Source organism: Alteromonas sp. ABH4_452, from assembly GCF_056311825.1.
This window is the reverse complement of sequence record NZ_CM149973.1, coordinates 80,631-106,996: the sequence shown is the minus strand read 5'-3', so window position 1 is coordinate 106,996 and position 26,366 is coordinate 80,631. Positions and strand designations below refer to the sequence as shown.

At 44.7% G+C, this 26,366-nt stretch carries 26 protein-coding genes; all 26 read left to right on the top strand.

Going from position 1 to position 26,366, the window contains the following annotated elements; all coding sequences use genetic code 11:
* Positions 1-128: 128 nt before the first annotated feature.
* Positions 129-887, top strand: coding sequence for a DeoR/GlpR family transcriptional regulator (locus tag ACYX4N_RS00445; RefSeq protein ID WP_474802760.1), 759 nt, complete (start codon positions 129-131; stop codon positions 885-887).
* Positions 888-1,232: 345 nt separating this feature from the next.
* Complete coding sequence (gene glpD / locus ACYX4N_RS00440; protein WP_476055247.1) at positions 1,233-2,780, top strand: glycerol-3-phosphate dehydrogenase; 1,548 nt, start codon at positions 1,233-1,235, stop codon at positions 2,778-2,780.
* 171 nt (positions 2,781-2,951) lie between these two features.
* Entirely contained in the window at positions 2,952-3,503 is a 552-nt protein-coding gene (locus ACYX4N_RS00435) for a phosphoglycerate mutase family protein (RefSeq protein ID WP_476055246.1), read from the top strand.
* 219 nt (positions 3,504-3,722) lie between these two features.
* Positions 3,723-4,226, top strand: coding sequence for a hypothetical protein (locus ACYX4N_RS00430; protein WP_476055245.1), 504 nt, complete (start codon positions 3,723-3,725; stop codon positions 4,224-4,226).
* A 166-nt stretch (positions 4,227-4,392) separates the two neighbouring features.
* Positions 4,393-5,307, top strand: coding sequence for an agglutinin biogenesis protein MshI (locus tag ACYX4N_RS00425; protein ID WP_476055244.1), 915 nt, complete (start codon positions 4,393-4,395; stop codon positions 5,305-5,307).
* A complete protein-coding gene (locus ACYX4N_RS00420) occupies positions 5,304-5,930 on the top strand; it encodes a PilN domain-containing protein (protein WP_423078683.1) in 627 nt (208 codons plus the stop codon). The genes ACYX4N_RS00425 and ACYX4N_RS00420 overlap by 4 nt, the downstream gene beginning before the upstream one ends.
* The gene (locus tag ACYX4N_RS00415; RefSeq protein ID WP_476055243.1) at positions 5,905-6,552 is read left to right on the top strand and encodes an agglutinin biogenesis protein MshJ; all 648 of its coding nucleotides are present in this window, start codon (positions 5,905-5,907) and stop codon (positions 6,550-6,552) included. Before ACYX4N_RS00420 ends, ACYX4N_RS00415 begins: the two co-directional genes overlap by 26 nt.
* 18 nt (positions 6,553-6,570) lie before the next feature.
* Positions 6,571-6,888, top strand: a complete 318-nt coding sequence (locus ACYX4N_RS00410; RefSeq protein WP_476056402.1) for an agglutinin biogenesis protein MshK — start codon at positions 6,571-6,573, stop codon at positions 6,886-6,888.
* Complete coding sequence (gene mshL / locus ACYX4N_RS00405; RefSeq protein WP_476055242.1) at positions 6,872-8,620, top strand: pilus (MSHA type) biogenesis protein MshL; 1,749 nt, start codon at positions 6,872-6,874, stop codon at positions 8,618-8,620. Before ACYX4N_RS00410 ends, mshL begins: the two co-directional genes overlap by 17 nt.
* A gap of 2 nt (positions 8,621-8,622) precedes the next feature.
* Complete coding sequence (locus tag ACYX4N_RS00400; protein WP_474802738.1) at positions 8,623-9,525, top strand: ExeA family protein; 903 nt, start codon at positions 8,623-8,625, stop codon at positions 9,523-9,525.
* Positions 9,522-10,880, top strand: a complete 1,359-nt coding sequence (locus tag ACYX4N_RS00395) for a tetratricopeptide repeat protein (RefSeq protein WP_476055241.1) — start codon at positions 9,522-9,524, stop codon at positions 10,878-10,880. Before ACYX4N_RS00400 ends, ACYX4N_RS00395 begins: the two co-directional genes overlap by 4 nt.
* Positions 10,880-12,592, top strand: a complete 1,713-nt coding sequence (locus tag ACYX4N_RS00390) for a GspE/PulE family protein (protein WP_476055240.1) — start codon at positions 10,880-10,882, stop codon at positions 12,590-12,592. Before ACYX4N_RS00395 ends, ACYX4N_RS00390 begins: the two co-directional genes overlap by 1 nt.
* Entirely contained in the window at positions 12,592-13,821 is a 1,230-nt protein-coding gene (locus ACYX4N_RS00385; protein ID WP_476055239.1) for a type II secretion system F family protein, read from the top strand. Before ACYX4N_RS00390 ends, ACYX4N_RS00385 begins: the two co-directional genes overlap by 1 nt.
* A gap of 30 nt (positions 13,822-13,851) precedes the next feature.
* On the top strand, positions 13,852-14,346 hold the full coding sequence (locus ACYX4N_RS00380) for a hypothetical protein (protein WP_476055238.1): 495 nt from the start codon (positions 13,852-13,854) through the stop codon (positions 14,344-14,346).
* 44 nt (positions 14,347-14,390) lie between these two features.
* Positions 14,391-14,978, top strand: coding sequence for a prepilin-type N-terminal cleavage/methylation domain-containing protein (locus ACYX4N_RS00375; RefSeq protein ID WP_269917640.1), 588 nt, complete (start codon positions 14,391-14,393; stop codon positions 14,976-14,978).
* Between the two features lie 22 nt (positions 14,979-15,000).
* A complete protein-coding gene (locus tag ACYX4N_RS00370) occupies positions 15,001-15,492 on the top strand; it encodes a prepilin-type N-terminal cleavage/methylation domain-containing protein (protein WP_476055237.1) in 492 nt (163 codons plus the stop codon).
* A 1-nt stretch (position 15,493) separates the two neighbouring features.
* Positions 15,494-15,955 (top strand): type II secretion system protein, encoded by a 462-nt coding sequence (locus ACYX4N_RS00365; RefSeq protein WP_476055236.1) that lies wholly within the window; start codon positions 15,494-15,496, stop codon positions 15,953-15,955.
* A complete protein-coding gene (locus tag ACYX4N_RS00360) occupies positions 15,945-16,466 on the top strand; it encodes a prepilin-type N-terminal cleavage/methylation domain-containing protein (protein ID WP_476055235.1) in 522 nt (173 codons plus the stop codon). The genes ACYX4N_RS00365 and ACYX4N_RS00360 overlap by 11 nt, the downstream gene beginning before the upstream one ends.
* Positions 16,466-17,209 (top strand): prepilin-type N-terminal cleavage/methylation domain-containing protein, encoded by a 744-nt coding sequence (locus ACYX4N_RS00355; protein ID WP_476055234.1) that lies wholly within the window; start codon positions 16,466-16,468, stop codon positions 17,207-17,209. Before ACYX4N_RS00360 ends, ACYX4N_RS00355 begins: the two co-directional genes overlap by 1 nt.
* Positions 17,199-17,687 (top strand): pilus assembly PilX family protein, encoded by a 489-nt coding sequence (locus ACYX4N_RS00350; RefSeq protein ID WP_476055233.1) that lies wholly within the window; start codon positions 17,199-17,201, stop codon positions 17,685-17,687. The genes ACYX4N_RS00355 and ACYX4N_RS00350 overlap by 11 nt, the downstream gene beginning before the upstream one ends.
* Entirely contained in the window at positions 17,687-21,436 is a 3,750-nt protein-coding gene (locus tag ACYX4N_RS00345; RefSeq protein ID WP_476055232.1) for a DUF6701 domain-containing protein, read from the top strand. The genes ACYX4N_RS00350 and ACYX4N_RS00345 overlap by 1 nt, the downstream gene beginning before the upstream one ends.
* Before the next feature lie 353 nt (positions 21,437-21,789).
* The gene (locus tag ACYX4N_RS00340) at positions 21,790-22,833 is read left to right on the top strand and encodes a rod shape-determining protein (protein ID WP_118490596.1); all 1,044 of its coding nucleotides are present in this window, start codon (positions 21,790-21,792) and stop codon (positions 22,831-22,833) included.
* 37 nt (positions 22,834-22,870) lie between these two features.
* Entirely contained in the window at positions 22,871-23,773 is a 903-nt protein-coding gene (gene mreC / locus ACYX4N_RS00335; protein ID WP_476055231.1) for a rod shape-determining protein MreC, read from the top strand.
* Entirely contained in the window at positions 23,766-24,242 is a 477-nt protein-coding gene (gene mreD / locus ACYX4N_RS00330; RefSeq protein ID WP_118490591.1) for a rod shape-determining protein MreD, read from the top strand. Before mreC ends, mreD begins: the two co-directional genes overlap by 8 nt.
* 36 nt (positions 24,243-24,278) lie before the next feature.
* Complete coding sequence (locus ACYX4N_RS00325) at positions 24,279-24,884, top strand: Maf family protein (protein ID WP_476055230.1); 606 nt, start codon at positions 24,279-24,281, stop codon at positions 24,882-24,884.
* Positions 24,881-26,347, top strand: a complete 1,467-nt coding sequence (gene rng, locus ACYX4N_RS00320) for a ribonuclease E/G (RefSeq protein WP_474802711.1) — start codon at positions 24,881-24,883, stop codon at positions 26,345-26,347. The genes ACYX4N_RS00325 and rng overlap by 4 nt, the downstream gene beginning before the upstream one ends.
* The last annotated feature ends 19 nt before the right edge of the window (positions 26,348-26,366 follow it).

Sequence of the window (26,366 nt, the reverse complement as noted above, 5' to 3'; positions counted from 1 at the left end):
TTTGCATCATTTACAGGTGTTTAACAATGCCATATTTTCGAAAACGAACATCTGATTTTCGTTTTATCGCGTGAAGTTTGTCATTAAGCACGTATAATTATTGTCGTTTTTATTTATGAGGATGTGTGATGAACCAAACGCAAAGACACGAAAAAATTGTTGGGCTAATAAAGCAACATGGTTTTATGTCTATTGATGATTTGGTTAATGCTTGTGAAGTGACGCCACAAACCATTCGAAGAGATTTAAATCAGCTTGCTGAGAATGGCGTGGTCAGTCGCTACCACGGCGGCGCAGGTTTAAACCGAAGCTGGGAAAACACGCCTTATCAAGAACGTAAAACGCAAAACAGTGAAGTAAAAGAAAAAATTGCTGAAGCTGTAGCGGCCATGATTCCCGATGGTGCGTCTTTGTTTATCAATATTGGTACTACGACTGAACTTATTGCTACTAAGCTACTAAATCATAAAAATCTACACGTAGTAACAAACAACATTCATGTAGCGACAATCCTATCTGCTAAAGAAGACTTCTCGGTGATTATTGCCGCAGGTGAAGTACGGTATCGCGACGGCGGTATTATTGGTGAAGCAACCTGTGACTTTATTAGTCAGTTTCGAATGGACTACGGCATCATTGGTATAAGTGGTATAAGTTCAGACGGCGCGTTATTAGACTTTGACTTCAGAGAAGTGAAAGTTTCACAAGCTATTTTAGAGCATACTCAACACGTCATCCTTGCTGCCGACTACAGTAAATTTGAACGCCGCGCCATGGTTGAACAGGGCCATATATCACAAGTCGACTGTTTAGTTTGCGACAAAACACCACCGCCAAGCATAGGCAAAATTATAAAAGAAAATAACATTACTTTTGTAAAAGCATAACCATTAGCTGTATTACTGACTTATCGTCACAATCACAGATCTGTCATAATTCTAGACTAGCCTTATCATTCGATAATGTTGTGCGATGCCAAGTGCTCCTTGCACATGGTTTTGTATTGATTCACTCGTCTAGTTGTATTTACAAATATGCGACTCAGCGTATATAGATTAGCTAAACCCTTTATTCTTCCTTTGCATTATTACCAGCAAGTTAACGCATAATTGGGTTCATTTAACTTTCTTTAATGTTCGATAATGTTCGTTTTGTGTTGACATGTTTTCCTTTTGGTTGTCAAATAGCCAACAACTAGATAAAGAAAATGTAAATACGAGCAGGGGCAAACTATGAGTCACAGCAATGAATCTGAAAAAACAGTCGACGTTTTAGTTGTTGGCGGCGGCGTTAACGGTGTTGGCGTGGCGCTAGACGCTGCAGGACGTGGGCTTTCAGTAGCATTATGTGAAAAAGGTGACCTTGCTGGCGCTACATCTTCATCAAGTAGCAAGCTCATTCACGGCGGCCTCAGATATTTGGAACATTACGAGTTCCGTTTAGTAAAAGAAGCATTGGCGGAACGGGAAGTATTGCTTCAAAAAGCCCCTCATATCATGTGGCCCTTGCGCTTTCGCTTGCCGCATCAAAAGCATTTACGCCCAGCGTGGATGATTCGAATTGGTTTGTTCCTTTACGATTCACTGGCGAAACGCAACATGCTACCTCGCTCACGTAAGCTGTCCACAACCAGCGAAAGCCCTTTAGTTAGCGGTATTACAACCTGTTTTGAATATTCTGACGGGTGGGTAGACGATGCACGCTTAGTGGTATTGAACGCACTAGCCGCACAAGATCAAGGCGCACAAATTTACACCCGCACTGAATGTGTGAAAGCTGAAAAGCTAGACAACCTGTGGAGCGTTGAGCTTAAAACAGCAAAAGGGAAAACGTTTACAGTAAAAGCGAAGTCTATTGTCAATGCTGCAGGCCCTTGGGCGGTATCCTTCTTAGATCGTTTAGTAAATGTTAACAACCCAAATGCTATGCGTATGGTAAAAGGAAGCCACTTCATTGTGCCGAAACTTTACGATACTGATGAAGCATACATACTGCAAAACAAAGACGGGCGTATTGTTTTTGTTATTCCGTATGAAGGAGATTTCTCTCTGGTAGGTACTACTGATGAAGACTTCAAAGGCAATCCATCAGATGCTGCTATATCGGATGAAGAAACCGAATACTTAATTGACGTGGTAAACACATACTTTAAATCAAAAATTACCCTAAGCGATATTGTTCACTCTTACAGTGGCGTAAGACCTTTACTGGAAGAAAAGAATGCTTCTGCTCAAGAGTTAACACGAGACTACAAAGTTGAGCTAAAAGGTGAGACAGGTAAGCCTGTGTTGCTCAATATTTTTGGTGGGAAAATAACGACCTACAGAAAATTAGCTGAGCATGCAGTAGACAAACTGACTACATGTTTCCCTAAAGCCAAGAAAGCATGGACTAAAGATGTTCCTTTACCAGGTGGCGCATTCGAAAGCCAAGACGAGCTTGTAAATAAGTTAATTGGTGAGTTCCCGTGGTTGAACAAAGATATTGCTCAACGTTATGCCCGTCAATATGGCCTTTTAAGCTACAGATTTTTAAAAGGAAAATTGTCAATTGCTGAGATGGGAGAAGACTTTGGCGCAGGCATGTATCGCGCAGAAGTAGACTATTTAATTGAGAGTGAGTGGGCATGTACGCTGGAAGATGTAATTTGGCGCAGAACTAAGCATGGATTGCGTTTAAGTGAAGAACAGCAAGTAGCGCTGTCCCAATATATCGATCAGAAAGTGAATTTGTCTGCTAATGATAGGCAAACTGCCGATCCGGTATTAGCTAGCGCCTAGTATCGTGACTTTGAGTCTGTTATTAAATTTGGCAACTATGAAGCCATGTTAGTAACAGGTCTAAAAAAATTTAGCGCATTGGCAAATTTTAGCGGCCTGTAGAATCGCAAATTCGAATTAAGTGAAGTAACAATGAACAGGGATGTTTTAAGCAACAGTAAGCCAAAAGAAGTGGTTTTTATTCGCCATGGGAAGCCACTTTCTGCTCACAACGAAAAAGTGAACGCAGCAGAGTATGCAAACTGGGTGCGTAATTACAATAAGTCTCCCTTAGATCCCGCCAGTCAACCAAAACAAATAACGCATCTTAACAATAGCTATATTGCTGTGAGTCCGCTTTTAAGAGCAAAGCTAACCGCGGCTCACTATGGCGTAACTTCAATAGATGAAGAGCTACCATATCTAAAGGAAATGGATATTCCCTATTATAAGCTGCCTTTCACTTTACGTAGTTGGCACTGGGTTTTGTTAAGTAGAGCCCTTTGGTTTATGGGAACTAAAGGCCGCTTCGAAAGTTTCAAATTTGCAAAGCAAAGGGTGGAAAAACTTGCCACGCATATTGATGATATAAGCAGTAATCACCCTCGAGTTGTATTATTCGGACATGGTATGACGAACTACTTCACGCGAAAAGCATTGATAAAAAAAGGCTGGCAGCTAAAAGAGAAAGATAGCGATTTCTGGGGAGTAACAATTTTGCAAAAGGTAGTTTGTAAAAGTTAGGCTAACACAACCCTATCATTACGGGTTATAAGCTCCTACGTTTTAGTTGGGTTTAACCTATTCTTTTAAGACACTTTAATTTTCCTTTCAAATGCCGATAACGTAGTGATGTTGCAGGGCACCTGTTGGTTGTTATATCAACTTAATGTAATGTATGCAGCGAAGAAAGCCGGCCCTAAATAGAGATTTATTACTTCAGTTTAGGCTGAGGAAGCACGAATGAATAACAACAAAAAAGATTCAGATACTACTAAAAACCTTATAAAAGCATCGATTGCATTGGTTTTTGCCATTTCATTGGGCCTGGCAATAAACTTTTTTCACATCGGTGAAGAAGATACAACGGTAAAGGCGCTAACAGGCCAGTTCGATACGTTTAAACGTCACGTTGTTTCTTCTCATTGGCAATGGCGAGTCCGTCAACCTACCACAATGATCATGCTTATACACTATGACGACTCAGGCAGAGAAATAAACCGAACGCCAGTACGTATGAATCACAATGGGTGGCCAACAGCGGATTTGTCTGATGTGGGATGTGAGAAAATTTGGCAATCAGTAGTTGCATCTCCGCTTCGCGTGGATGGCTTTAAAATTCACGCGAGGTATTACGCAGAGTTAGATGTCGATGAAGACAACTATTGGTGCCGCTACAGCTTAAGTAAAGGAACTTACTTCGACTATTACCCAGCAAGTGGTTCACTTATGCCTTTGAAAGACTAATAAGGTCTTCATATCCATACATATTAATATAAATTTTCCCCTATGTAGGTATTTGTTCTATTTAGATAATTAGTCTACTTTTGAGTTAGCGCCATGTCACAATCTGGCACCTTAAGGTATTGTTGATAACAAGATAATACTCGACACTAACGAATTAAGTAGACATATGCTATCTGGCTTATTCTCATCTCAAAAGAACGTTGCATCGCCCACAGTAGGTGTTTCTGTGAGTGCGAAAGAACTGCATATTACCGCTATTAGTCATGGCGACAGTGGCTATGTTCTAAGTTCTGTAACCTCTGTTCCTTTTGACAATCGCCAACCTTTCGAAAAGCAAGTTTGCAACGCGTTGCGTGATTTTGAAAAAGAAGGGTGTCGGGTGTCTGTTGTGCTTTCGCAAGATATGTATCACATGGTGCAGGTAGAAAAGCCTGATTTACCAGATGAGGATATCACTACCGCATTGCCTTGGACGCTAGGTGAACTTGTACCTTTTGACTCAGACAATATTGTCTTGGACTATGTTGATTACCCGGTACAAACAAGAACTGGCGGAAAGAAAATTGATGTATTTGCCGCCGAAAAGTCGCCACTTTCTGCTTTAGTGCAAAGTATGGAAAAAGCGAAAAACGTTAAGCTTACCCATATTCATGCCAAAGAAGTCTTGGCGACAGAAATGGTGCCAGACGATGATTACGCCCGATTACTGATTATTCAAGAGCCCAATAGCGAACCGTTTCTAATGATTGTACGTTCTCGTGCAATTTGGTTATCACGACGTTTACGAGGCTTTGTGAACAAAGCCAATGCGCAACAAGACTTAGCACAGTTAAGTGATATGCTCGGTCTAGAAATCCAACGTTCAATGGATTTCTATGAATCACAGTTAAAACAACCGCCGCTTAAAGAGATCTTATTTAGAACACAGTTCGATTGCGAACCTGTCATAGAACGTTTAAAGCCCTTCCAGCCTGCGGCAATGAATGTACTTGTTCCGCAGCTTGATTTAGCTGACGTTGTCGACTCCACTTGTCACTTTGCTTTGGCAAGTGCGCTTGTTGCCGCGAGGGATGCACAGTGAAACGTTCCATAAATCTTTACCATCCGTCTCTTAAGCCGAAAAAAGAGCGCTTACCTTTATCAAAAGTGTTGTGGGTTAACGGCTTAGCGTTTGGCGTAATGCTTATTGCTGTTGTTGCTTTAAACGTGCTTTTAACCGCGAAGCAAGAAAAAATACAGCAGCAAACGGCGTTAACTACTCAAATTAATAACGAAATTAAAGCGCTTAATGACGCGCTAGAGAAAAAACGAGATACCAAAACGCTGCAACAGCAGCTTGAGCAAGTGAATGCCAAGATTCAAAACAGAAAGCAGTTGCTTGCCTATTTAGAAAGTGGAGAGCTGTCTTTTGACGCAACCAAGTATGGCGAAGTGATGGACGATTTAGCTGATTATCACAACCAAAACCTTTGGCTTACTAGCATCAATATAGACACCCAGAAAATTCGTCTGTCGGGGCAAACGATAGCACCGTCGTCGATACCTGTCTGGCTTAAAAAATTGCAGCAGTCACCTTTCTTCCAAGGCAAGTCATTCTCGTCAGTGAAGTTTGACGAAGTGGACGGGGATGAAAGCGTGAAGCAATTTTTACTATCAACCGATTTTGAAGGGGAAGCTGATGAATCAGTATCAACAGCTCTCTGATAAGTTCTCTGCTTTAGAAAAGAGAGAAAAGCAGCTTATCTTGTGGGTGAGCTTTGGTCTTATTGTTTACTTGTTTTTCTGGTTCGGCATATCGCCTGCGCTAGATGGCATGTCTGGTGCAGATAAAACCCTTACTCGAAAAGAAAGTGAATACAAAGCACTGGTTATTCAACGCGACGCGATTCAACAAGCACTAACCGTTGACTACACCCAGCGTATGCAACAGGAACTGGATAGCGCAAGAAAAGCGTTGTTGGATGTCGACAATGCACTGCTGTCGTTGAATGAAGGTTTCGTGGCTGCAGACAGAATGCCTGAGTTGTTAATGACGCTATTAAATGAAGAAAACAATGTGAGCTTGGTTAACTTTAACGTAGAACCTACTCAAACCCTTCGTTTTGGTGAAGGTGAAACGCAAAGTACATCATTCTATCGTCACAATATGCGTTTAGTGATTGAGGGTAGTTACTTCGACTTACGCAGTTATCTAGCGCGTCTACAAGCGGCACCAGAAAAAGTCATTGTGACGGACTTCGCTTATAACGTCGACGAATACCCCAGTGCATCACTGACACTGGGGTTAGCGACAGTAAGCAATAACGCTACCTTCATTTCGCTTTAGGGAGGCTAGGTGAAGAAAATGAAATGCTTCATATTTAGTTTGTTGGTAGTAGGTAGTGTTCTTAAGCCCGCAATAGCCGCGGTAGACCCAACCAAACCTGCCCAGTTCAAAGGGGCGAGTGCAAGCGAAAGCAACTTTTTAGATGGAGAATTGGCACTGCAGTCAATTTTTAAACGCAGTTCCGGTTACAGCGCGATCATATCTGGCAAGTCTTATCGAGAGGGCGACACGCTGAATGAATTTACTGTGTCCAAAATAACCCCTAAACACGTGATTATAACTGACGGTCGTCAGCAGAAAATACTAAGAATGTATGCATATGAAATTAAAAAATAGCCTTATTTCTAACGCACTGATGCTAGCTGCGGCGTTTGTTATCGCGGGTTGTCAAACCTATGGTGTTGGCGAGGAAGTGAAACCGCATATTCGCGATGAACTCAATCGTTCCCAAAATGTACCTGCGACCAAACCAGCTCCTCCACCGCAGTTAAACCAAGAACTGCTGTCAGAAGTAGCTCGCTATCAGTCGCTACCAGCTCCTACGTCTCAGAAGCTATTTGCCGTATCGGCCAATAATGTAGATGTTCGCCCTTTCTTCGATGCGCTAGTGGAAGATACGCCATATAGTGTGGCTGTGCATCCAGCGGTCTCAGGTCAAATCAGCCTAACCCTTAAAGACGTAGCCCTTGATGATGTGCTTACGATTATTTCTAGAATGTATCCGCTGGATGTATTTTTAGAAGGCAAAGTCATCCAGGTGATGCCGTCGCAGTTAAAGACAGAATCTATCCCGGTTAACTTCCTAATGATCAAGCGTTTTGGTGTATCGAACGTAAGCGTAATTGCGGGCGGTGTTAGCGAGCAGGACCAAAATAATGGCGGTAACAACGGCGGTATTAACGGCAACAATAACATCAGCGGTAACGCTCTGGGGGGGCAAGGCGGTTTTGGTGGCCAAGGTGGTCTTGGCGGCAACAATATCCAACAGCTTAATGGCTCAAACATTCAAACCACCAGTGAAAACGATTTTTGGAGTGACTTAAAAGAGGCTTTGAAGGTATTAGTATCGCCCACAGAAGGCCGTCAGGTTGTGGTCTCGCCGCAAGCGGGCTTGGTAACGGTGCGCGCGCTACCAAGCGAAATTGCCGTGGTGAAAGATTTTCTAAATCAAAGCCAAGAAAGCCTGCAACGTCAGGTAGTTCTAGAAGCTCGCATTATTGAAGTCACGCTAAATGATGGTTACCAACAAGGCGTTAGATGGGACCGTATAGCAAGCGGCTTAACGGGGAGCCTCAATTTTGGGTTTAGCGGCGGGGCGCTTGCTTCTAATTTTGCAGCAAACACTGCAGCGGGAATCGACCCAGCTATTAATGCAGTAAATGCAATTGGCAATACTATTTCTACCGATATCGGTGGAGTATCAACGCTTCGTATTTCTCGCGGCGACTTTGATGGTGTTATCAATATGCTTCAAACCCAGGGTGACGTGCAAATGCTAAGTAACCCTCGCGTTACGGTAACTAACAACCAAAAGGCCGTTATTAAAGTAGGGCAAGACGAGTACTTTGTTACCGATGTGTCGACCAGTGAAGATCAAAGCACAACAAGCACAGAGAACGAGAATGACATCGAACTTACTCCTTTCTTTTCTGGTATCGCGCTGGACGTAACACCGCAAATAGACAGAAGTGGCTCTGTAATACTGCATGTTCACCCTTCAGTAACAGAAACGGCGGAACAGACAAAGGTTATCCAAGTAGGTGACCAACAAATTTTGTTACCGCTAGCACAAAGCAATATTCGTGAATCTGACACCGTGATCCGCGCTCGCGACGGTGAAATTGTGGTGATAGGCGGTTTAATGGAAACGGTTACCAGCGAGCAAGAATCCAAAACACCGCTGTTAGGTGATATCCCTATTATCGGTAACGCGTTTAAAAACAAAGCGAAAACCCAGAGCAAGCGCGAATTGGTTATTCTCATTCGCCCTTCTGTGGTACAGCCAGATACGTGGGAAAAGCAGCGCCTTCGCACTCAGTCATTACTTGATCAATGGTATAGAAACTAATTATGTACCAAGGCTTTTATCATTTCACAGAAATGCCGTTTTCGCTTACGCCGAACACGGATTTCTTTTGTGCACTGGCGCCGCACAATGAAGCGTTAAAAGTCATTTTGTCTGCGTTAAGTATGTCTGAAGGCTTTATTAAAGTGACCGGTGAAGTAGGTACAGGTAAAACCCTGTTGTGCCGCAAATTGATAAATCACCTTTCGGACAAATTTGTAGCCTGTTACTTACCGAATCCATACCTAAGCCCTGACGAGTTGCGTATAGCATTCGCCAATGAATTAGGTATTGATATATGTAAAAACGAAGCTTCTCAAGGGTTACACAGTGCCATCGAGTCAAGGCTTTTAGCACTTAAACAAGAGGGGCGGCAAGCGGTACTGATTATCGATGAAGCGCAATCGTTAAGCTGGGATGCACTTGAGATGCTGCGCTTATTTAGCAACTTAGAAACTGAGAAAAGTAAGCTGCTTCAAATCGTTTTATTCGGCCAGCCAGAGCTTGACGCTAACCTGTCAAACCCCAAGGTTAGGCAAATTCGTCAGCGCATCAGCTTTTCGTACACGCTGCGCACAATGACGTCGGCAGAAGTGGAATATTACATAGGCCACAGACTAACAACGGCCGGCGGCAGCGAGCAGTTAATTTCTAAAGGTTTACGGGCTTTTATCGCATTAGTCACCCGAGGAACGCCACGGTTGGTTAATATTGTTTGCCACAAAATTCTTCTTCGCGCTTACGGCCAGGGTAAAAGCGCTGCGACTTGGCAACATACGATAAATGCAGTGTTTGATACTGATGACTGCAAGCGAAGGCTTGTTCCTAGACAAAGCATTGTTATTTTTTCCATAGCTGCGGTTGCTGTAGCAAGTGCGCTTTACCTTTACGGGGCGCAGGGCTTATGAGCATTTTAAATGACACCTTAAAATCGTTAGATGAGCGAAACCAGAATGAAGATTTTGGCTTGCCGCCTACGGTGCACGTCGAAAATCGTTCGCTTTGGCCTAAGGTGCTGATTGCGCTCATTGTACTAGGTCTAGTTATATGGTTGATGTTGAGTAGTATGACTGAGCTTGGGGATAACAAGAGTGTTGGTCATACAGGTAGCGCTGACATTGTTGCAAAAGACGATGTACAGAATACAGCAGCAAGCTCAATGGAAAATAAGCCCATCCAAACGGACAGTGAAAGTACTTCCAAGCAAGGTGTCGATAGTGCCGAACAACAGTTAGAGGGCATGAAGTCTACACCGTTATCCGAGCAAGATTTGGCATACCAAAATACGCCGTCAGACGTGGCTGAGATTGTATTTAACAGTATTGATGAAACGGTAGTCGATGACGAGGCAGAATATAGGCAACGTACGCAAGTTGCTAATGCTTCAAGCTCAAACTCGGATGCCCAATCAGATCAAAAGCCAGATAAAAAGACAGATAAACAGGCAGCCGAAGTTAAAGACGAAACCCTATCAGCCGCAAACGTATCAGAAGAGACTGAAGAAACCGGCTCGGCGGTAGTGAAAGCCTCAGGCTTAACCCAAGAAAAAGCAAACATACAAACGGCAAGCAGGACAAACCCTGGAACAAACGTTAAAACAACTGGTGAATTAAGCTCGCCTAAACCAGATAGCATTATTTCACGTGAGCCAGCGATTGACGTTACGCCTAAATCGCCAGAGCAACAAAGCGCCGTTCATTTAGAGGCAGGGCTTAAAGCTTATAATTTTGGTATTTTCGACGACGCTCAAAAAAGCTTTACTCTTGCACTATCTACCTACCCGCAAAACACCGAGGCTCGCAAACAGTTGGCCGCGCTTTATTTTGGTCAAAATAACAACCTACAAGCGTTACAGGTACTTTCAGAAGGCGTTGTAATATCACCAGAGGCGTTAGTGTGGCGCGAACTCATGGCTAAGATTCTGGTTCAAGAAAGTCGCTTTGAAGAAGCTCTGAACCTTATGCCAGATAGCTTAGATGCGAAAGCACTGGCTGAAAAGCGTATCGATTATCTGATACTAAAAGGGACCTCTGCACAGACAATCAATAAACCAGAACAAGCTATCTCGGCGTTTAGCGCCATGGCCTCGCTACAACCGAATAATGCAAAATGGTGGTTGGCACTGGGGGTTAATTACGACGCACTGTCTGACAAGCGTTTAGCCATATCTTCATATTCCAGAGCCCTTGCGATTGGTGGCCTCTCTTCTACATCATCGCAATATGCTAGTGCCCGCCTAACCGATTTACAGGAGCAACCTTAATGCGTCCTCGATTAAAGATGCGCCTCGGCGATTTATTAGTTCACGAAAATATTATTACCAGCGAGCAGCTTGATAATGCGCTATCGGCACAGCGGTCATCCGGGCGAAAACTTGGTGATACGCTTATTGGCTTAGGGTTTATCAGCGAACCGCAACTTCTTCGCTTTCTTGCCCAGCAGCTCAATATTCCTTTTTTAGATATTACACAGCGTCGAATAGATCCAGAGCAAGCACAACTTATCCCAGAAACCTATGCAAGACGTTATCGCGCACTAGTACTCGAAGCTGACGACGATGAAGTGCTGCTAGGTATGAGCGACCCCACCGACTTAGGCGGTCTTGATCAGCTTGGGCCGCTAGTGGCGCCGCGTAATATTGAACTGGCAATAGTACAAGAGAATCAAATGTTAGAAGCGTTTGATTCAGTTTATCGTCGTACTCAGGATATTGCGTCATTTGCAGAAAAGTTAGGCGAAGAATACGCCGATGAAGCCGACTTTGAACTCTCTGCCTTAGACGATACCACTTCCGATGCCACAGTAGTAAAGCTGCTTCACTCTATTTTTGAAGATGCAGTACAGGTGCGTGCATCTGATATTCATATTGAGCCAGATGAAAATATTCTGCGCATAAGGCAGCGTGTTGACGGCGTGCTGCAGGAAAATACGCTAGGCCAGGTTAAAATTGCGTCGGCATTGGTACTTAGGCTAAAGCTAATGTCAGGTTTGGACATTTCAGAAAAGCGCATTCCTCAAGATGGGCGTTTCAATATTAAAGTGAAGGGTCACACCCTTGATGTGCGTGTTTCCACCATGCCTGTCGCTAACGGTGAAGCGGTGGTGATGCGTTTGCTAGATCAATCCGCGGGTCTTTTGACGTTAGATCAGACGGGGATGCCGGATGCAATGGCCGAGAAATTTCGCGCAGCAATAAACCGACCCCACGGCATGATATTGGTTACTGGGCCGACAGGTTCGGGTAAAACCACAACCTTGTACGGCGCGCTAAGCGAGCTCAATAAACCCGACTTGAAAATCATTACCGCTGAAGACCCCATTGAATATCGCTTGCCTCGTATAAACCAAGTACAAGTGAACTCAAAAATTGGCCTAGATTTCGCGTCAATTTTGCGTACCACGCTTCGACAAGACCCTGACATTATCATGGTGGGGGAGATGCGCGATCAAGAAACCGTAGAAATAGGGCTTAGAGGCGCACTAACAGGCCACTTGGTATTAAGCACGCTTCACACTAATGACTCTGTAACCAGTGCCATACGCCTTATCGATATGGGCGCAGCGCCTTATCTAGTTGCTACCTCATTGCGTGGAGTATTGGCGCAGCGCTTAGTACGTCGCTTATGTGAAAATTGTAAAGAGGAGCGAGCGCCCAGTGCGCAAGAGCAAGCATGGGTAGGCTTCTTAAAGCCAGAGCTAGCAAGTGCGACATTTTGTAAAGGTAGAGGCTGTAATAGCTGTAACCATACAGGCTACAAGGGGCGTATTGGTGTTTTCGAATTTTTAGAAATGAATGAAGACATGATGGAGGCCCTGCGCGACGACAATACTCAAGGTTTTGTTGATGCGACAAAGGCCAACAAAGACTTTGTGCCCCTTTCACATATGGCACTAGATTATGCCGCAGAAGGTAAAACCTCGTTAGATGAGGTCTTTAAGGTGGCTGAATTTGTGCCTGAGGTGGTGAACCACTAATGCCTCAATTTAGTTATGCGGGTAAATCGGCTCAAGGTGGCCCTCAAAAAGGCATTATTGAGGCTGCGTCTGCGCAAGCAGCGGCGCAGGCTTTGTTGTCTAAAAACATAGTGCCTATTTCGATAGAAGAAACTAAAAAGGCAGCAAAAGCAGGCGGTGGTTTAGACATAGGGCATCTATTCGAACCTAAAGTCGGACTAGATGAGATGATCATCTTTTCTCGCCAAATGTACTCGCTTCTTAAAGCGGGTATTCCGATTATTCGGGCAATTAAAGGGCTAAGTGAAAACGCCTCACATAAGCGTTTCCAAGAAATTTTAAAGGACATCGCTGATCAGCTTGAGCAAGGCAGAAGCTTATCTTCGGCCATGACAAAGTATGAAAAAGTCTTCACGCGGTTAACCATTTCTGTTGTCGTAGTAGGTGAAAATACCGGTAAGCTAGACGATGTTTTCCTGCAGTTAGCCCTCTATTTCGAACGGGAACAGGAAACGCGAAAGCGTATTAAATCGGCATTGCGATACCCCACTTTCGTATTGATAGCGCTCGCTATTGCTATGTTTATATTGAATCTTTTCGTTGTACCCGTTTTCACACAAATGTTCGAGCGGTTCGACACCGAGCTTCCCATAATGACACGCGTGTTAATAGGTACTTCGAACTTCTTTGTAAACTACTGGTGGTTAATTTTAATTGTATTAATTGGAACACTTTTTTCGGCTATACAATACGTTAATTCGACTAATGGACGACTTAAATGGGACAAATTTAAACTAAAGTTGCCTGTTGTAGGCAGCATTATTGAGCGATCATTATTAGCAAGATATAGCCGTAGCTTTTCTATGATTCTGCGGGCAGGTGTGCCGTTAACGGCGGGTTTGTCACTAACAGCGGATGCTGTAGATAACGCTCATATGCAAATGCGCATCAAAGAGATGCGCCAAGGCATAGAAAAAGGCGAAAGTTTGCTGAGAGTTTCGAAAAATAGCGAACTGTTTTCTACACTTGTACTACAGATGATAGCTGTAGGTGAGGAAACCGGTCGGCTAGAGCCGCTTTTAGAAGAAAGCGCAGATTATTATGAACGTGAAGTCGACTTCGATCTCAAGAGCTTAACCGCCAAGATTGAGCCCATCTTGATAGGTTTTGTAGCGGTAATGGTATTAATACTGGCGCTTGGCATCTTTACGCCAATGTGGAACATGATGTCGGCGGTGAAAGGCGGGTAAGAGTTTCGCGCCTTTTTAATGGGGTAAAGCGTGGCTAGTACTAGAGCAGGGTTATTTAACTTTATTGTGATTGGTTTGGTGCTTGCTGTTGTGACTGCTACGTATGTTTATCACGCAACACCAGTAATAAAAGAAGCTGAAAAAGTTAACAAAGAAAACGCAGTGGCTCAGTTTCAACGGGTTGTTATGTTGGCAAGGGCCCAGTGGATAAAGACCAAGCAATCAAAGGTTTTGATTTACGAAATTGACTTTGATGCCAGCGGCGGCATAAAACAGCAAAAAGAAGTGGCTGCAGAGTTATTCGTAAATACAAAGGGTTGGCCTGAAGGGCTCGAACCGGGCCAAGGAAATGCGTGTGAATACCTGTTTACATTAGCGACATTAAGAGAATTCGATGTGTCGTCAAAAATATCGGTAAGCGATGAATACGCAAACGGATATTTGCAGTGTGCATTCTTTATTCAAGACAAAGTTTGGTTTGAGTATAACGCTGGTAGCGGCGTTGTAAGAGAAAGAAAAAGTTAACTAAGCGTCGGAGTTATGCGCTTATTTGTAATCTAGGAGATGCTATGAACACGAGACAGCAAGGCTTTACGCTAATAGAGCTTATCATTGTTGTAATTATTTTAGGCTTGCTTGCGGCTACGGCACTACCGCGTTTTATCGATGTTACCGATGAAGCTCGAGAAGCCAGTGTAGAGGGTGTAGCAGGGGGCTTTGCCGCCGCTGTAGGTCTTGTGCGCGCACAATGGGAAGTGGAAGGTCGCCCAAGTGGCAACAACGGGAACGGCAATGGCACAGTAGTTACTTACGACCAAACGCCAGTGGGCGTTGACGGTACCATTGGCTACCCGACCGGCAGCTCTACTGGTAATACGCTTATTTCTACGGTTAACAATACCGAGTGTAAAAACACGTTCGACCTAATTCTACAGTCGGCACCTACCAATACCACATCGACAAACGATACGGTTGTTGCCGATTTCAGATACGCGGTACGTTCAGATGACTCTGGTGCAAACACGCTTTGTGTTTACTACTTAGTTGAGTCTATGGGTTTACCTAATACTTCAGCACCAGCAGACGGCACGCCTGACGGTACCTCGTTTGACGGTTTCACTTACAACCCAGCCACTGGCCAGGTTACTGTTTTTTAATTAATACTCAGGAAGTTTGATTATGCAAAAAGTATCAAAGCAACAGGGTTTTACCCTAATCGAGTTAATCATTGTTATTGTATTGCTGGGTATCCTAGCGGTAACCGCAGCACCTAAGTTTTTGAACCTTCAAGACGATGCACGTGATTCTGTTTTACAAGGGATCGCTGGATCAATAGAGTCGGCATCATCTATCGTTTACGGTAAAGCGCTGATTCAAGACGCTGCCGGAAGCGCTGATTCCTCTGTAACCGTTGATGGTACTACGCTCGACGTTGTTTATGGTTATCCCGATGCAAGTGATGTAGCCAATTTGACAGCGATCATTGAAGTGGATTTGGGCGCAGATAGCGATTATGCAGCTGTCTCGAACGAAACAGATACAGTAACTATTTACTATACTGGCGATTATGAAGAGGCGCCTGATCCAGGTGAAGCGTGCTCCCTTTCATATGTAAACTCTGGTGGTGAGGGCGAGCGTCCTTCTATCACGGTAGTACCTTGCGAAGGTTAATGTGAAGAAAAACGGTTTTACACTAGTAGAACTTATTATAACCATATTGGTTATTGGGGTGCTGGCGGTAACCGCCGCACCTCGCTTTCTTGGTAACGACACCGAAGAGGCCATTGCGCTTCGGGACAGAACCCTTCAGTTAGTGCGAAATATGCAGCTTCGCGCCATGCAAAACGTACAAGATACCAGTTGTGTGAAAATAACGAATACAGTTATTGCTCCCCCCGCTGGACACGACTGCGCAAACGCTCTTTCCACTGCGTTTGATGACGACCAAGTTATCAATGCGTCCAATACTGATTTCACTTTTCAAACTGCAGATGAAAACGGCGATAGCTTTTCTCAAATTCAGTTTGATGGGTTCGGCAGACCGCGAAACATTGCCTGTTCAAATAACTGCAAAATTCAAATAAGTACCTTTGCCATGTGTTTGCACAGCGAAGGGGCAATTTATGCGTGCTAGCGCAACGTTGCCTAACTTCAGAAAACACAGTAAAGGCTTTACTTTATTAGAGCTCGTAATTGGTATTGTTGTATTCACTATCAGCTTAACCATTGTGCTATCGCTAATTGTGCCGCAAGCTGAACAAACGGCTGAACCATTTCGCCAAGTAAAAGCAGCTAAGTTAGGTCAGTCGTTAATGAACGATATTCTAAGCCGCTCTTATGATGAAAACAGCGACAGAAGCCCGCCATTTGAAACCTGTAATACTAAAGGAAATTGCTCAACAACCCTTGGTCCTGAAGAGGCGAGTGAAGACGACTATGACGATGTTGACGACTACAATGGTTATGTAGTCAGCAATGTGGGCGGAAACTATAACAATTTTGGCTTTGCTGTAGCGGTAGATTACGACAGTGACTTAGATGACAGTACGCCAACTGATGGGCAAACGTTCAAGCGTATTGATATAGCTGTGACTGCTCCAGACGGCCAAGTCTACAATTTCAGTGCTTATCGAGGGAGCTATTAATGTTTCCACGCAAAGCACAGCGTCAGCACGGTTTTACGCTTATAGAGCTTATTTTGGTGATCACCATCTTAGGTGTCATTAGCGTATCTGTGGCGCAAGTGATTTCACTCAGTGCCCAAATTTACATAACAGGCGCAGAGCGTACACGCCTTGTTTCCGATGCGCGCTTTATTATATTGCGACTGGAAAAAGAGCTACGTAATGTGGTGCCAAACTCTGTGTCGTTTGATGCGAGTTTAGGGTGTCTGTCTTATTACCCGATTAAAGAAAGTGGCACCTACGTGGGTGATGCGTTTAACAACCCGATGCACGTAGTCGTGTTTAATAGTCAGTTAAGCGTGAATGACACACTTGTGATATACCCCACAAACCCGCAGAGCGTGAATGATAATGGACGAACAATAGATACTATTGCTGATGCGGCTTCTGCGCCAACTAGCGATAATCAATATGATCTCACGCTTAGCGCCGCGAACACACAATCCTCTCCAGGCAAACGTTTCTTTGTTCCTGAAGCGCAAGTGACAGTATGCAGAACATCTTCCGCTCAGGGAGAGCGTTTAATCAGAACGCAAGGTGCTACTTCCGGCATTATTGGTACTAATGTAGCGGCGTGGAGCGCGAACGTAGTAACCGCAGGGCTACGGCAAAATGGTCTTATAGAGCTGCAAATGACCTTAGAAAGCAGTGATGATGAGCAGATATCCGTTGTACACGAGGTGCACTTCCCTAATGTGCCATAAAAAAACGCGACCAAATTCGACTCATAGCAAAAACCGACGGCCTGTTGGTCTATGTAGTTCTCCTGCTCGGCAAAAAGGTTCTACAACGATTGTTGCGATCATTATAAGCATTGTTCTTTTAGGGCTTGGTATTGCACTGTCTAATCAAATCTCATCCAATATACGCCAGCAATCAATTGAATATTATGGCGCTCGCGCTTATTTGGCCGCGCAAAGTGGAATGGAAGTCGCGATTTCGAGACTAATTAACGGGAACAACCCCGCGTGTTCCGTTATTACTCAGCCAGTAACTATCAGCGCAGCTAACGTGCAGAATTGTACAATTACACTATCTTGTGAAGTGGAGACCGAGGTCGAAGAGCCTGAAGTTGCCGCTGGTGAAATTAGGGTTTATGCGTTAAGCGCAGAAGCGCAGTGCAGTGCAGGCCAACTCGAAACCTCAAAACGCGTTCTTGTTGAAGTAAGGCAGGAAGAATAATGACATACCGTATATCTCGTGTTCGAGCCCTTTTGATTTGTATGCTATCTGTGTTAGCTCTGCCTGTGTTAGCCGTCCCCCAAATCGAAGGCAGGTTCATCGAACTTCAAAATACCTACAACAAAGCAGAGTGGACAACCATAAGCTTTTCGCAGGTGTACGACGAGCCTCCAGCCGTGTTTATGCTATCGACAAATCAGGGGGGAAACCCTGCTATAGTCAAGATTCGCAACGTTACCCGAACGGGTTTTGAAGCACTGCCACTTGAGCCTTCCGGTGAAGATGGCCCTCATATCACTATGGGTGGTCATTACTTGGCCATTGCTTACGGTATTCACGAATTTCCTGACGGCGATATCGTTGAAGTAGGAAAAATGGAGTTAGGTGCTGATACTATACAGGCATCAGTTAATTCTCCTTGGTACGAACCCAATGGGCCGCTAAGAATCGGAGAAGAAGATGCGCGATACGCACAAGTACCGCTGCAAACAGACTTTGGCGAGCAACCGGTTTTTTTCCATTCGCTTCAGACTGTTAATAACCAAGTTGATGTACGAGGGGAGGCTCCCCCTGACACATACCTTCTCCCCTATTTAACGGTGGCAGCGAAATACGACGCTATCGGTAGCAATGCTCAACCACCTACTCCTCAGCTAAGCCAAGCTTACTTTGTTGCACTAGAGGCATCGGAAACGCTTTATGAACCTGTTACGCGCACAGAAACACTGGCGTATATGGCAACTACTGAAGGCGATGGTCGGGTGTTTTTTGACGACAATGGGGTGCAAGTTGACTGGGAAGCGTTCTTTGCCGATAACCAAATAGTGGGGTGGAGTGACAGGTGTACGTATAATTTTTATAGAAATAATTATGCCCAAACGCCTCTTGTTGCTGCCAGTAAAATTAGCCGCAATGGTGGCGACGGAGGCTGGTTGAGAAGTTGTGGCGTGAATAGCACGCGCTTAGGTCTTCGTGTGGATGAGGATAGAAGCCGGGATAATGAGCGAAGTCACGACCCAGAAGATGCCAGTATTATTGCGATGACCTCGGAATTTGTTTTTAGTGGTGAGTTTCCTAGCTGTGAAGTTGCTTTTCCTGGTGCCCTGGCTACCTTCGGAGGCAGTGAAATTTATCTAGGAGCAAATAGCCGAATATTTGATGATAACGGCGGGGTATTAACTACCTTTGGTGTGGATAGTGATGCAGATACAGCAGAAGCTTTTCCTAAATGTGGTGAAAATGCTGTTGCGTGTTTTCCTTCAAATACTGATGCGTTAAGTGAATCTCAAGCTCGGGCTATACCTTCCATTACTATTGACGACAGCGGCCCAGAAATTACTCCTGGGGATTTAGCGGGGGATTATTATTTCAGTCGAGCTACCGTAAATATGGGGTTGGGTATTTATAATGTTATTGCGCCAACGCGAATTTATATCAATGATCCGGGGGATAACCCTTTAGGGGTTTCAACGATTTTCTCGATGGTAGATGCAAGCATAAATGTGGCTGACGGCGCTTATCTTGCTATATATGTCAACGGCGATGTAGTTATTGATGGTTCTAACCCACACGCCGTTGTGCTTGCGACAGGTAGTATAACGTTTGTAAATGTATCAGGCGAAACTATCGTGGGCTCGTTTACCGCCGGCGCTGGCATAGAATCCCGAGCAGAGCTAAGTGTTCAAGAAACGACGGTTCCAAACAATATACCCGGTATATGCGGTCGTGAGGTTATAGAAGTATTAAACCACTATCGATTTGAGTTAGCGGATAACAGGGGCAGTAGCTGTGCCGCGAAAGAAGTGACGTTGAAAGCGTGTGCGGACGTTAATTGTGATTTGTTGTATTCTCAAAGCGCAACAGTAGGTCTTTTACCAAGCTCCAATAATTATACATGGTCACCCAGCGACAGTGTTACCTTTATCGGGCAAACATCACTTGCCATAGATAGCCTAAACGGAAACGACCCCACGCTTGCTACTTCAGGCGAGACACCATCATCACAGCTTCGTTGCTTCATCGGGGGTTCTGAAGTTAACCTCAACAGCTGTAAAATAAATTTTGAAGCCGATGGTCTTACTTTTAAAAACCTTACAGATAACAGTAATACCTTAGTCACGCAGCTATCGGGTAAGCCTTCGGAAGTGGGCTTCAACGGGAAGCAATACGCTATTGAGGCTTGCGGAGATACAGACTTACTTAGAAACAAGCTTGTAGATGTTGAGTTGAATTACAACTGTGGAAGCGCGTCTACCTGTTCAAATAAACTGGTCTTTGAAAATAATGGCAATGAATATGAACTAGGAACAAGTTCAGATACATTCCAACTGCAATTTGACGATAATTCGCAGGCTATTTTTTCTATTCAGTACCCCGATGCTGGCGAACTATCGCTTAGTGCTGAAATTGCTGACCGAAGTCCTATTTCTGGGTCATCTAATACTTTCATAGTCAGGCCGTTTGGTTTTGCGCTGGATATACTAGATGATGCAGGCAATACAACGAACCCAAATGGCTATGCTAACAGCGCTAACGATTCACTACTTAAGTTAACAGGTGAAGATTTTATTCTTGGAATAAAAAGTGTGCAGTGGGTTGATGGTGAAGACGCCAATGATGATGGTATTCCAGATAATTATGGACAACTGCAAAACAACCGCACGGCAGAGCATTTTTCTGGAAGCGTTTCGCTTTCGCCTACCACTTCACTACCAGCAGGTGGATCAACCGGGACTCTAGCAGGGGCTGAAAGCGGTGTGATCTTCGATAATGAGAGCGAATTAAATGTAGCGTTGAATTACAGTGAAGTTGGAATAATAAGTATCGCCGCTACAAGCAATTACCTTGCTAGTTCTACAGTAACGGGGTTAGCGGCTAATGTAGGCCGATTCGCGCCTTCAAACTTTACCTTATCTGGTGAAGTGACCCCAGCGTGCAGTGTAAATGATAATTTTACTTACTTTGGCCAGCCAATTCCTAGCGTTACCTATACCCTTGCTGCCACAAATCATTTGGGCTCGGTTACTCAGAACTACTTTGCCGGGTTTGATAAGTTGAACGCTATGGGCCTTGAGGTTGCCTACGGCACGCCGCTTACACGGCTCGACAGACTCATTAATGATGATACAGGGACGTGGCCGCAAAGCGGGGCTACTGGCGTATTGAGTATCGTTGACAACGACGTGACATTTACGCGTTTGGGGAGTTCTGCAACAGATACAGACGGACCTTTTGAGGATACGTCGCTAGTGCTAACGTTTGCGTCTTCTCTTGTTGACGGTGCTACGGTGAATGGTATTTCTTGCACAAGCGATTGTGTTGCGACCATTGATAGTGATTTGACGTTCGCTTATGGTCGGGCAACCTTGATAAACAATTACGGCGGGGCTGATGAAGCCCTATTGCTTCCCCTTCGCACTCAGTACTGGGATGGTCAAACGTGGCGCATAAACACGTACGACAGCTGCACGGATTTTGCACACGCTAATATAAATGATGCCTCAGGTGAGCTAGTTTCTTCTGAAGACGGAACCCTAAGTGAAGGTGCGTATACCACCGGCGAAGGCATGCGTTTATCATCGCCAAACGGGGCGGGTAATTATTCGTTAACGTATACCCCCGATGCTTGGTTACTGTGGGATTGGGATGGAGATGGCGAAGCTGACAATCCGCCTAACGCCACGCTAACCTATGGTGTTTACAGAGGGAACGACAACATCATTTACAAGCGCGAGCAAATCAACAATTAGAAAAGTATGGGCTGGATTTGGTCGTAACGCTGTGCGTTAAAAACACCATCGCGACCTCAATACAAAAAGACCTGGCTAATCGACCAAGGTTTTTGAACCTTCCGTTTTTTGTAAGGTCATTAGTGGGTCTAAAGTAGGAATCAATCGATTAACGCGTAAGTGCTATGCCTTTATGGGGCAGTCGCCGAATTTGCTTGTTAATAAAGTAGTTATTTTGGCTCTAAGTGACAGCATCACTTGCCCAAAATTGCCCCCATTGTTAAAGTGTGCGAATAAATATCGACTTCACGTTAAAGCGTCGCCATCTCACCTTTGCAAATACGCGTTAACACAGAAACAGGAATACACACTTCATGTTTAAAAAGCTTCGAGGCATGTTCTCTAATGATCTGTCCATCGACCTCGGAACAGCTAACACGCTGATTTATGTAAAAGACCAAGGTATTGTTCTAAACGAGCCTTCAGTAGTAGCTATTCGTCAAGAGCGCGCAGCCGGGCCGAAAAGTGTTGCGGCAGTAGGTGCAGAAGCTAAGCGAATGCTTGGTCGTACACCAGGTAATATACGCGCTATCCGCCCGATGAAAGACGGTGTTATCGCCGACTTTTACGTGACTGAAAAAATGCTTCAGCACTTTATTAAGCAAGTGCATGATAATAATTTCTTGCGTCCTAGTCCTCGTGTATTGGTATGTGTACCTTGTGGTTCAACACAAGTAGAACGCCGAGCGATTAAAGAATCTGCTTTGGGTGCGGGTGCGCGAGAAGTTTACCTTATTGACGAGCCAATGGCTGCGGCAATCGGTGCAGGCTTGCCTGTATCAGAAGCGCAGGGTTCTATGGTGGTAGATATCGGTGGTGGTACTACCGAAGTTGCTATCATTTCACTAAACGGCGTGGTCTATTCATCTTCTGTTCGTATTGGTGGTGATAAGTTCGACGAAGCTATCATTAACTATATTCGTCGTAATTTCGGTTCTCTTATTGGTGAAGCTACTGCTGAGCGTATTAAGCACGAAATTGGCGCGGCGTATCCAGGCGAAGAGGTTCGTGAGATTGAAGTTCGTGGTCGCAACCTAGCAGAAGGCGTGCCTCGCGGGTTCACGCTAAATTCAAATGAAATTCTTGAAGCACTTCAAGAACCGCTAACGGGTATTGTTTCTGCCGTTATGGTGGCGCTAGAGCAGTCTCCACCAGAACTTGCTTCTGATATTTCTGAGCGCGGTATGGTACTTACCGGCGGTGGTGCACTTCTTAAAGATCTAGATAGGCTATTAATGGAAGAAACGGGTATCCCAGTGGTTATCGCTGATGATCCGTTAACCTGTGTAGCACGCGGCGGTGGTAAGGCTTTCGATATGATTGACCTTCACGGTGGCGACCTGTTTAGCTACGAATAAACAGGAAAGGCAACCGTAAGGTTGCCTTATTTGTATCATGGATACTATTTTTACTCGCGGCCCTTCTCTAAATATCAGGCTTACGCTGGCGCTTGTGTTGTCAGTAACACTGATATTTGTTGATCACAAAATGGATGGCTTCAAATCTACGCGGGTGTACCTCAACTCTTTGATGAGCCCACTTCAATACATTGCTAACCTCCCCGGGTTAATGCTAAGCGAAAGCGCCCAGCGCCTTACCTCTAAAGAACAGCTACTGGCTGAAAATCAAAAGCTGAATAATCAACTGTTGCTAATGAGCGAAAAACTCCAGCAGTACGATGTTATTGCAAAAGAAAATGCTCAGCTTCGCGAACTGCTGCAAGCACCCGTGCGCCTATCTTCTAAAAAGATGGTTGCCGAGCTGATGGCGGTAGATAAAAACCCCTATAGTCAGCAGGTTGTCATCAATAAAGGGGCGATAGATGGGGTATATCCATCGCAACCGGTTCTTGATGAAAAAGGTATTGTGGGTCAGGTGATGGAAGTGGGGTCAACCAACAGTCGTGTATTGCTGATTGCTGATGTGACACACGCCATCCCAGTGCGCTCCCTTCGAAATGATATCCGCTTTATTGCCACCGGCAGCGGTGCGCTTAACGAGTTATATCTTGAACATGTACCGCACAGCGTAGACATTCAGGAAGGCGATACCCTTATTTCATCGGGGCTGGGTAAGGTATTTCCAGAAGGTTACCCTGTGGCAACAGTTAAACAGGTAGTGAGAGATGAAAGCCGTCCCTTTGCTCGAGTGATAGTTACACCCATGGCGAATTTAGACAGACTTCGTCATCTTTTGCTTTTATGGCGTACGGATGATTCATCACAAAAGTCTGACACTGAAAAGGATGAAAAGGTAAATACACCTGCTACCAGCGAGGAAGAGTCTTCAGATGCGTAAACGTAACCTCGTTATTTGGTTGAGTCTGTTAGTGGCGCTGGTACTGCAAATTGTTCCTTTGCCCACTCAAGTAGATGTGTATCGCCCTGACTGGGTGCTAGTTGTGCTCGCATACTGGAGTATGGCCTTGCCCCATAGAGTAAATGTAGGTGTGGCGTTTTTAACTGGTGTTGCTATGGATGTGCTGGTTGGCACGACGCTGGGCATTCACAGCTTCGGTTTAAGTATTTGTGTTTATGTATTGGCTGCTAATTACCAAAGGCTAAGAAATTACTCTGTATGGCAGCAGGCAATTATCATTGGTCTACTTGCTTCGCTATATCATTTATTGACGTTTTGGGTTCAGCACCTTTTAACGGATATCTATTTCCAAGTTGATTACTTGTGGCCAGTCTTAACGTCTATGGTGCTATGGCCGTGGGTGTTTTGGCTGCTTAGACGCACGCGTAGGCAACTATCAATTTCTTAATGTAAACACCTTCACGATTAAACCAAGGGTAAGCCAATGACAAAATCGGTAGTGTTAGCGTCAGCCTCACCACGACGCACTGCTTTGCTCAAGCAAATGAACATAGCCCATACAATACAACCTGCCGATATTGACGAGTCGCCTCGTGACAATGAAACACCGATGGAGCTTGTAGCAAGGCTTGCTACTGAAAAAGCCCAAGCAGTAAAGGCGCAGCTAGTGTCTCAGGGCGCAATGACAAAAGACAAAGTCATTTTAGCCAGCGACACCCTGATATCTTTTAACGGGCGAAGTGTGGGTAAACCTGAAGATAAAGCCGACTCAAAACGCATTCTTACCATGCTTTCTGGTAAAACTCATGACGTACTTACGGCTATTTGTGTACTCGATGACGCTCAGCATCAGACCCAAGTCATTACCACATCTGTGACTTTTGCAGCATTGACGGATGAGCAAATTGACGCATACTGGGAAACAGGAGAACCTGCTGACAAAGCAGGGAGTTACGCTATTCAGGGTATTGGTGGTGAATTTGTGGTCTCTATCAACGGTAGTGCAAGTGCCGTAATAGGTCTACCGCTATACGAAACCCGCCAATTACTTAATGCATTTGGACTGAATGAATTTGGAGTAGTATCGTGAGTGCTGAACTGCTTATCAACGTTACCCCGTCAGAGTCACGGGTGGCGCTTATTGAAAACGGAATACTGCAAGAAATTCACGTAGAGCGTCATACTAAACGGGGTTTAGTTGGCAATATTTATCGTGGAAAAGTAAGCCGTGTATTGCCGGGAATGCAGGCAGCATTTGTCGATATTGGCTTAGAAAAAGCGGCGTTCTTACATGCCTCTGACATCGTCATTCACAATGAAATTGCTGAAGAAGTCTCGGCAAGTCACATACAGAAGCAGGACATTCGTGAGTTGGTGCGTGATGGTCAAGATATTGTGGTTCAGGTGGTAAAAGATCCCATCGGTACCAAAGGTGCACGCCTTACCACAGATATCACTATCCCTAGCCGTTATCTGGTTTTTATGCCTTCGGTAACTCACGTGGGTGTATCTCAACGCATTGAAGAAGAAGCAGAAAGAGACCGCTTAAAGTCGCTGGTTCAAGAGTTTTGCGATGAAAACGGCGGCTTTATTTTACGCACGGCTGCCGAAGGTGTGGGTAAAAATGAGTTGCAGTCAGACGCCGCGTTTTTGCGAAGGCTGTGGGATAAAATTCAGTCGCGTATGAAAAAGCGCAAGTCGAACGTGCTTTACGAAGACTTACCGCTAGCACGACGAGTCCTACGCGACTTTGTAGGCACAGAGCTAGACAGAATTCGAATCGACTCAAAACTATCATTCAACGAACTACATCAGTTTACCAAAGAGTACGTGCCGGAAATGAACGGCAAGCTCGAGTATTACCCGGGTGATAGACCTATTTTTGATTTGTATGATGTGGAAAACGAAGCGCAGCGTGCGCTAGAGCGTCGCGTGGACTTGAAATCGGGCGGCTATTTGATCATCGATCAAACCGAAGCCATGACCACTATCGATATCAATACGGGTGCCTTTGTTGGTCACCGTAATTTAGAAGAAACAATTTTTAACACCAATATTGAGGCGACGCAGGCGATTGCCCGTCAACTAAGATTGCGTAACTTAGGCGGTATGATCCTTATCGACTTCATCGATATGATTGAACCAGACCATAAACGACGTGTCTTACATTCATTAGAGGTGGCGACGAACAAGGACAGAGCCAAAATAAACATTCACGGTTTTACCGCGCTAGGGCTTATTGAAATGACCCGTAAGCGCACCCGTGAAAGCATTGAGCATATACTGTGCGGCGAATGCCCGGTGTGTAAAGGCCGAGGCACAGTAAAAACTATTGAAACCATTTGCTTTGAAATTATGCGTGAGATTGTAAGGGTGAATCGCGCCTATGACGCAGACAAGTTTGTGGTTTATGCCTCACCAAAAGTGGCAGAAGCCTTAATGGGTGAAGAGTCTCATATGCTGGCGGAACTAGAAGTATTTGTGTCTAAACAGATCAAGGTCCAAACCGAAACACTGTACAATCAGGATAAGTACGACGTCGTCATGATGTAATGCATTAACGTATACGAAG

Excerpts from the sequence above, each read along its gene's own strand:
- ACYX4N_RS00445 (WP_474802760.1), top strand. The coding sequence starts at position 129 with ATGAACCAAACGCAAAGACACGAAAAAATTGTTGGGCTAATAAAGCAA.
- glpD (WP_476055247.1), top strand. The coding sequence starts at position 1,233 with ATGAGTCACAGCAATGAATCTGAAAAAACAGTCGACGTTTTAGTTGTT.
- ACYX4N_RS00430 (WP_476055245.1), top strand. The coding sequence starts at position 3,723 with ATGAATAACAACAAAAAAGATTCAGATACTACTAAAAACCTTATAAAA.
- ACYX4N_RS00425 (WP_476055244.1), top strand. The coding sequence starts at position 4,393 with ATGCTATCTGGCTTATTCTCATCTCAAAAGAACGTTGCATCGCCCACA.
- ACYX4N_RS00415 (WP_476055243.1), top strand. The coding sequence starts at position 5,905 with ATGAATCAGTATCAACAGCTCTCTGATAAGTTCTCTGCTTTAGAAAAG.
- ACYX4N_RS00410 (WP_476056402.1), top strand. The coding sequence starts at position 6,571 with ATGAAATGCTTCATATTTAGTTTGTTGGTAGTAGGTAGTGTTCTTAAG.
- mshL (WP_476055242.1), top strand. The coding sequence starts at position 6,872 with ATGAAATTAAAAAATAGCCTTATTTCTAACGCACTGATGCTAGCTGCG.
- ACYX4N_RS00400 (WP_474802738.1), top strand. The coding sequence starts at position 8,623 with ATGTACCAAGGCTTTTATCATTTCACAGAAATGCCGTTTTCGCTTACG.
- ACYX4N_RS00395 (WP_476055241.1), top strand. The coding sequence starts at position 9,522 with ATGAGCATTTTAAATGACACCTTAAAATCGTTAGATGAGCGAAACCAG.
- ACYX4N_RS00390 (WP_476055240.1), top strand. The coding sequence starts at position 10,880 with ATGCGTCCTCGATTAAAGATGCGCCTCGGCGATTTATTAGTTCACGAA.
- ACYX4N_RS00385 (WP_476055239.1), top strand. The coding sequence starts at position 12,592 with ATGCCTCAATTTAGTTATGCGGGTAAATCGGCTCAAGGTGGCCCTCAA.
- ACYX4N_RS00375 (WP_269917640.1), top strand. The coding sequence starts at position 14,391 with ATGAACACGAGACAGCAAGGCTTTACGCTAATAGAGCTTATCATTGTT.
- ACYX4N_RS00370 (WP_476055237.1), top strand. The coding sequence starts at position 15,001 with ATGCAAAAAGTATCAAAGCAACAGGGTTTTACCCTAATCGAGTTAATC.
- ACYX4N_RS00360 (WP_476055235.1), top strand. The coding sequence starts at position 15,945 with ATGCGTGCTAGCGCAACGTTGCCTAACTTCAGAAAACACAGTAAAGGC.
- ACYX4N_RS00355 (WP_476055234.1), top strand. The coding sequence starts at position 16,466 with ATGTTTCCACGCAAAGCACAGCGTCAGCACGGTTTTACGCTTATAGAG.
- ACYX4N_RS00350 (WP_476055233.1), top strand. The coding sequence starts at position 17,199 with ATGTGCCATAAAAAAACGCGACCAAATTCGACTCATAGCAAAAACCGA.
- ACYX4N_RS00345 (WP_476055232.1), top strand. The coding sequence starts at position 17,687 with ATGACATACCGTATATCTCGTGTTCGAGCCCTTTTGATTTGTATGCTA.
- ACYX4N_RS00340 (WP_118490596.1), top strand. The coding sequence starts at position 21,790 with ATGTTTAAAAAGCTTCGAGGCATGTTCTCTAATGATCTGTCCATCGAC.
- mreC (WP_476055231.1), top strand. The coding sequence starts at position 22,871 with ATGGATACTATTTTTACTCGCGGCCCTTCTCTAAATATCAGGCTTACG.
- mreD (WP_118490591.1), top strand. The coding sequence starts at position 23,766 with ATGCGTAAACGTAACCTCGTTATTTGGTTGAGTCTGTTAGTGGCGCTG.
- ACYX4N_RS00325 (WP_476055230.1), top strand. The coding sequence starts at position 24,279 with ATGACAAAATCGGTAGTGTTAGCGTCAGCCTCACCACGACGCACTGCT.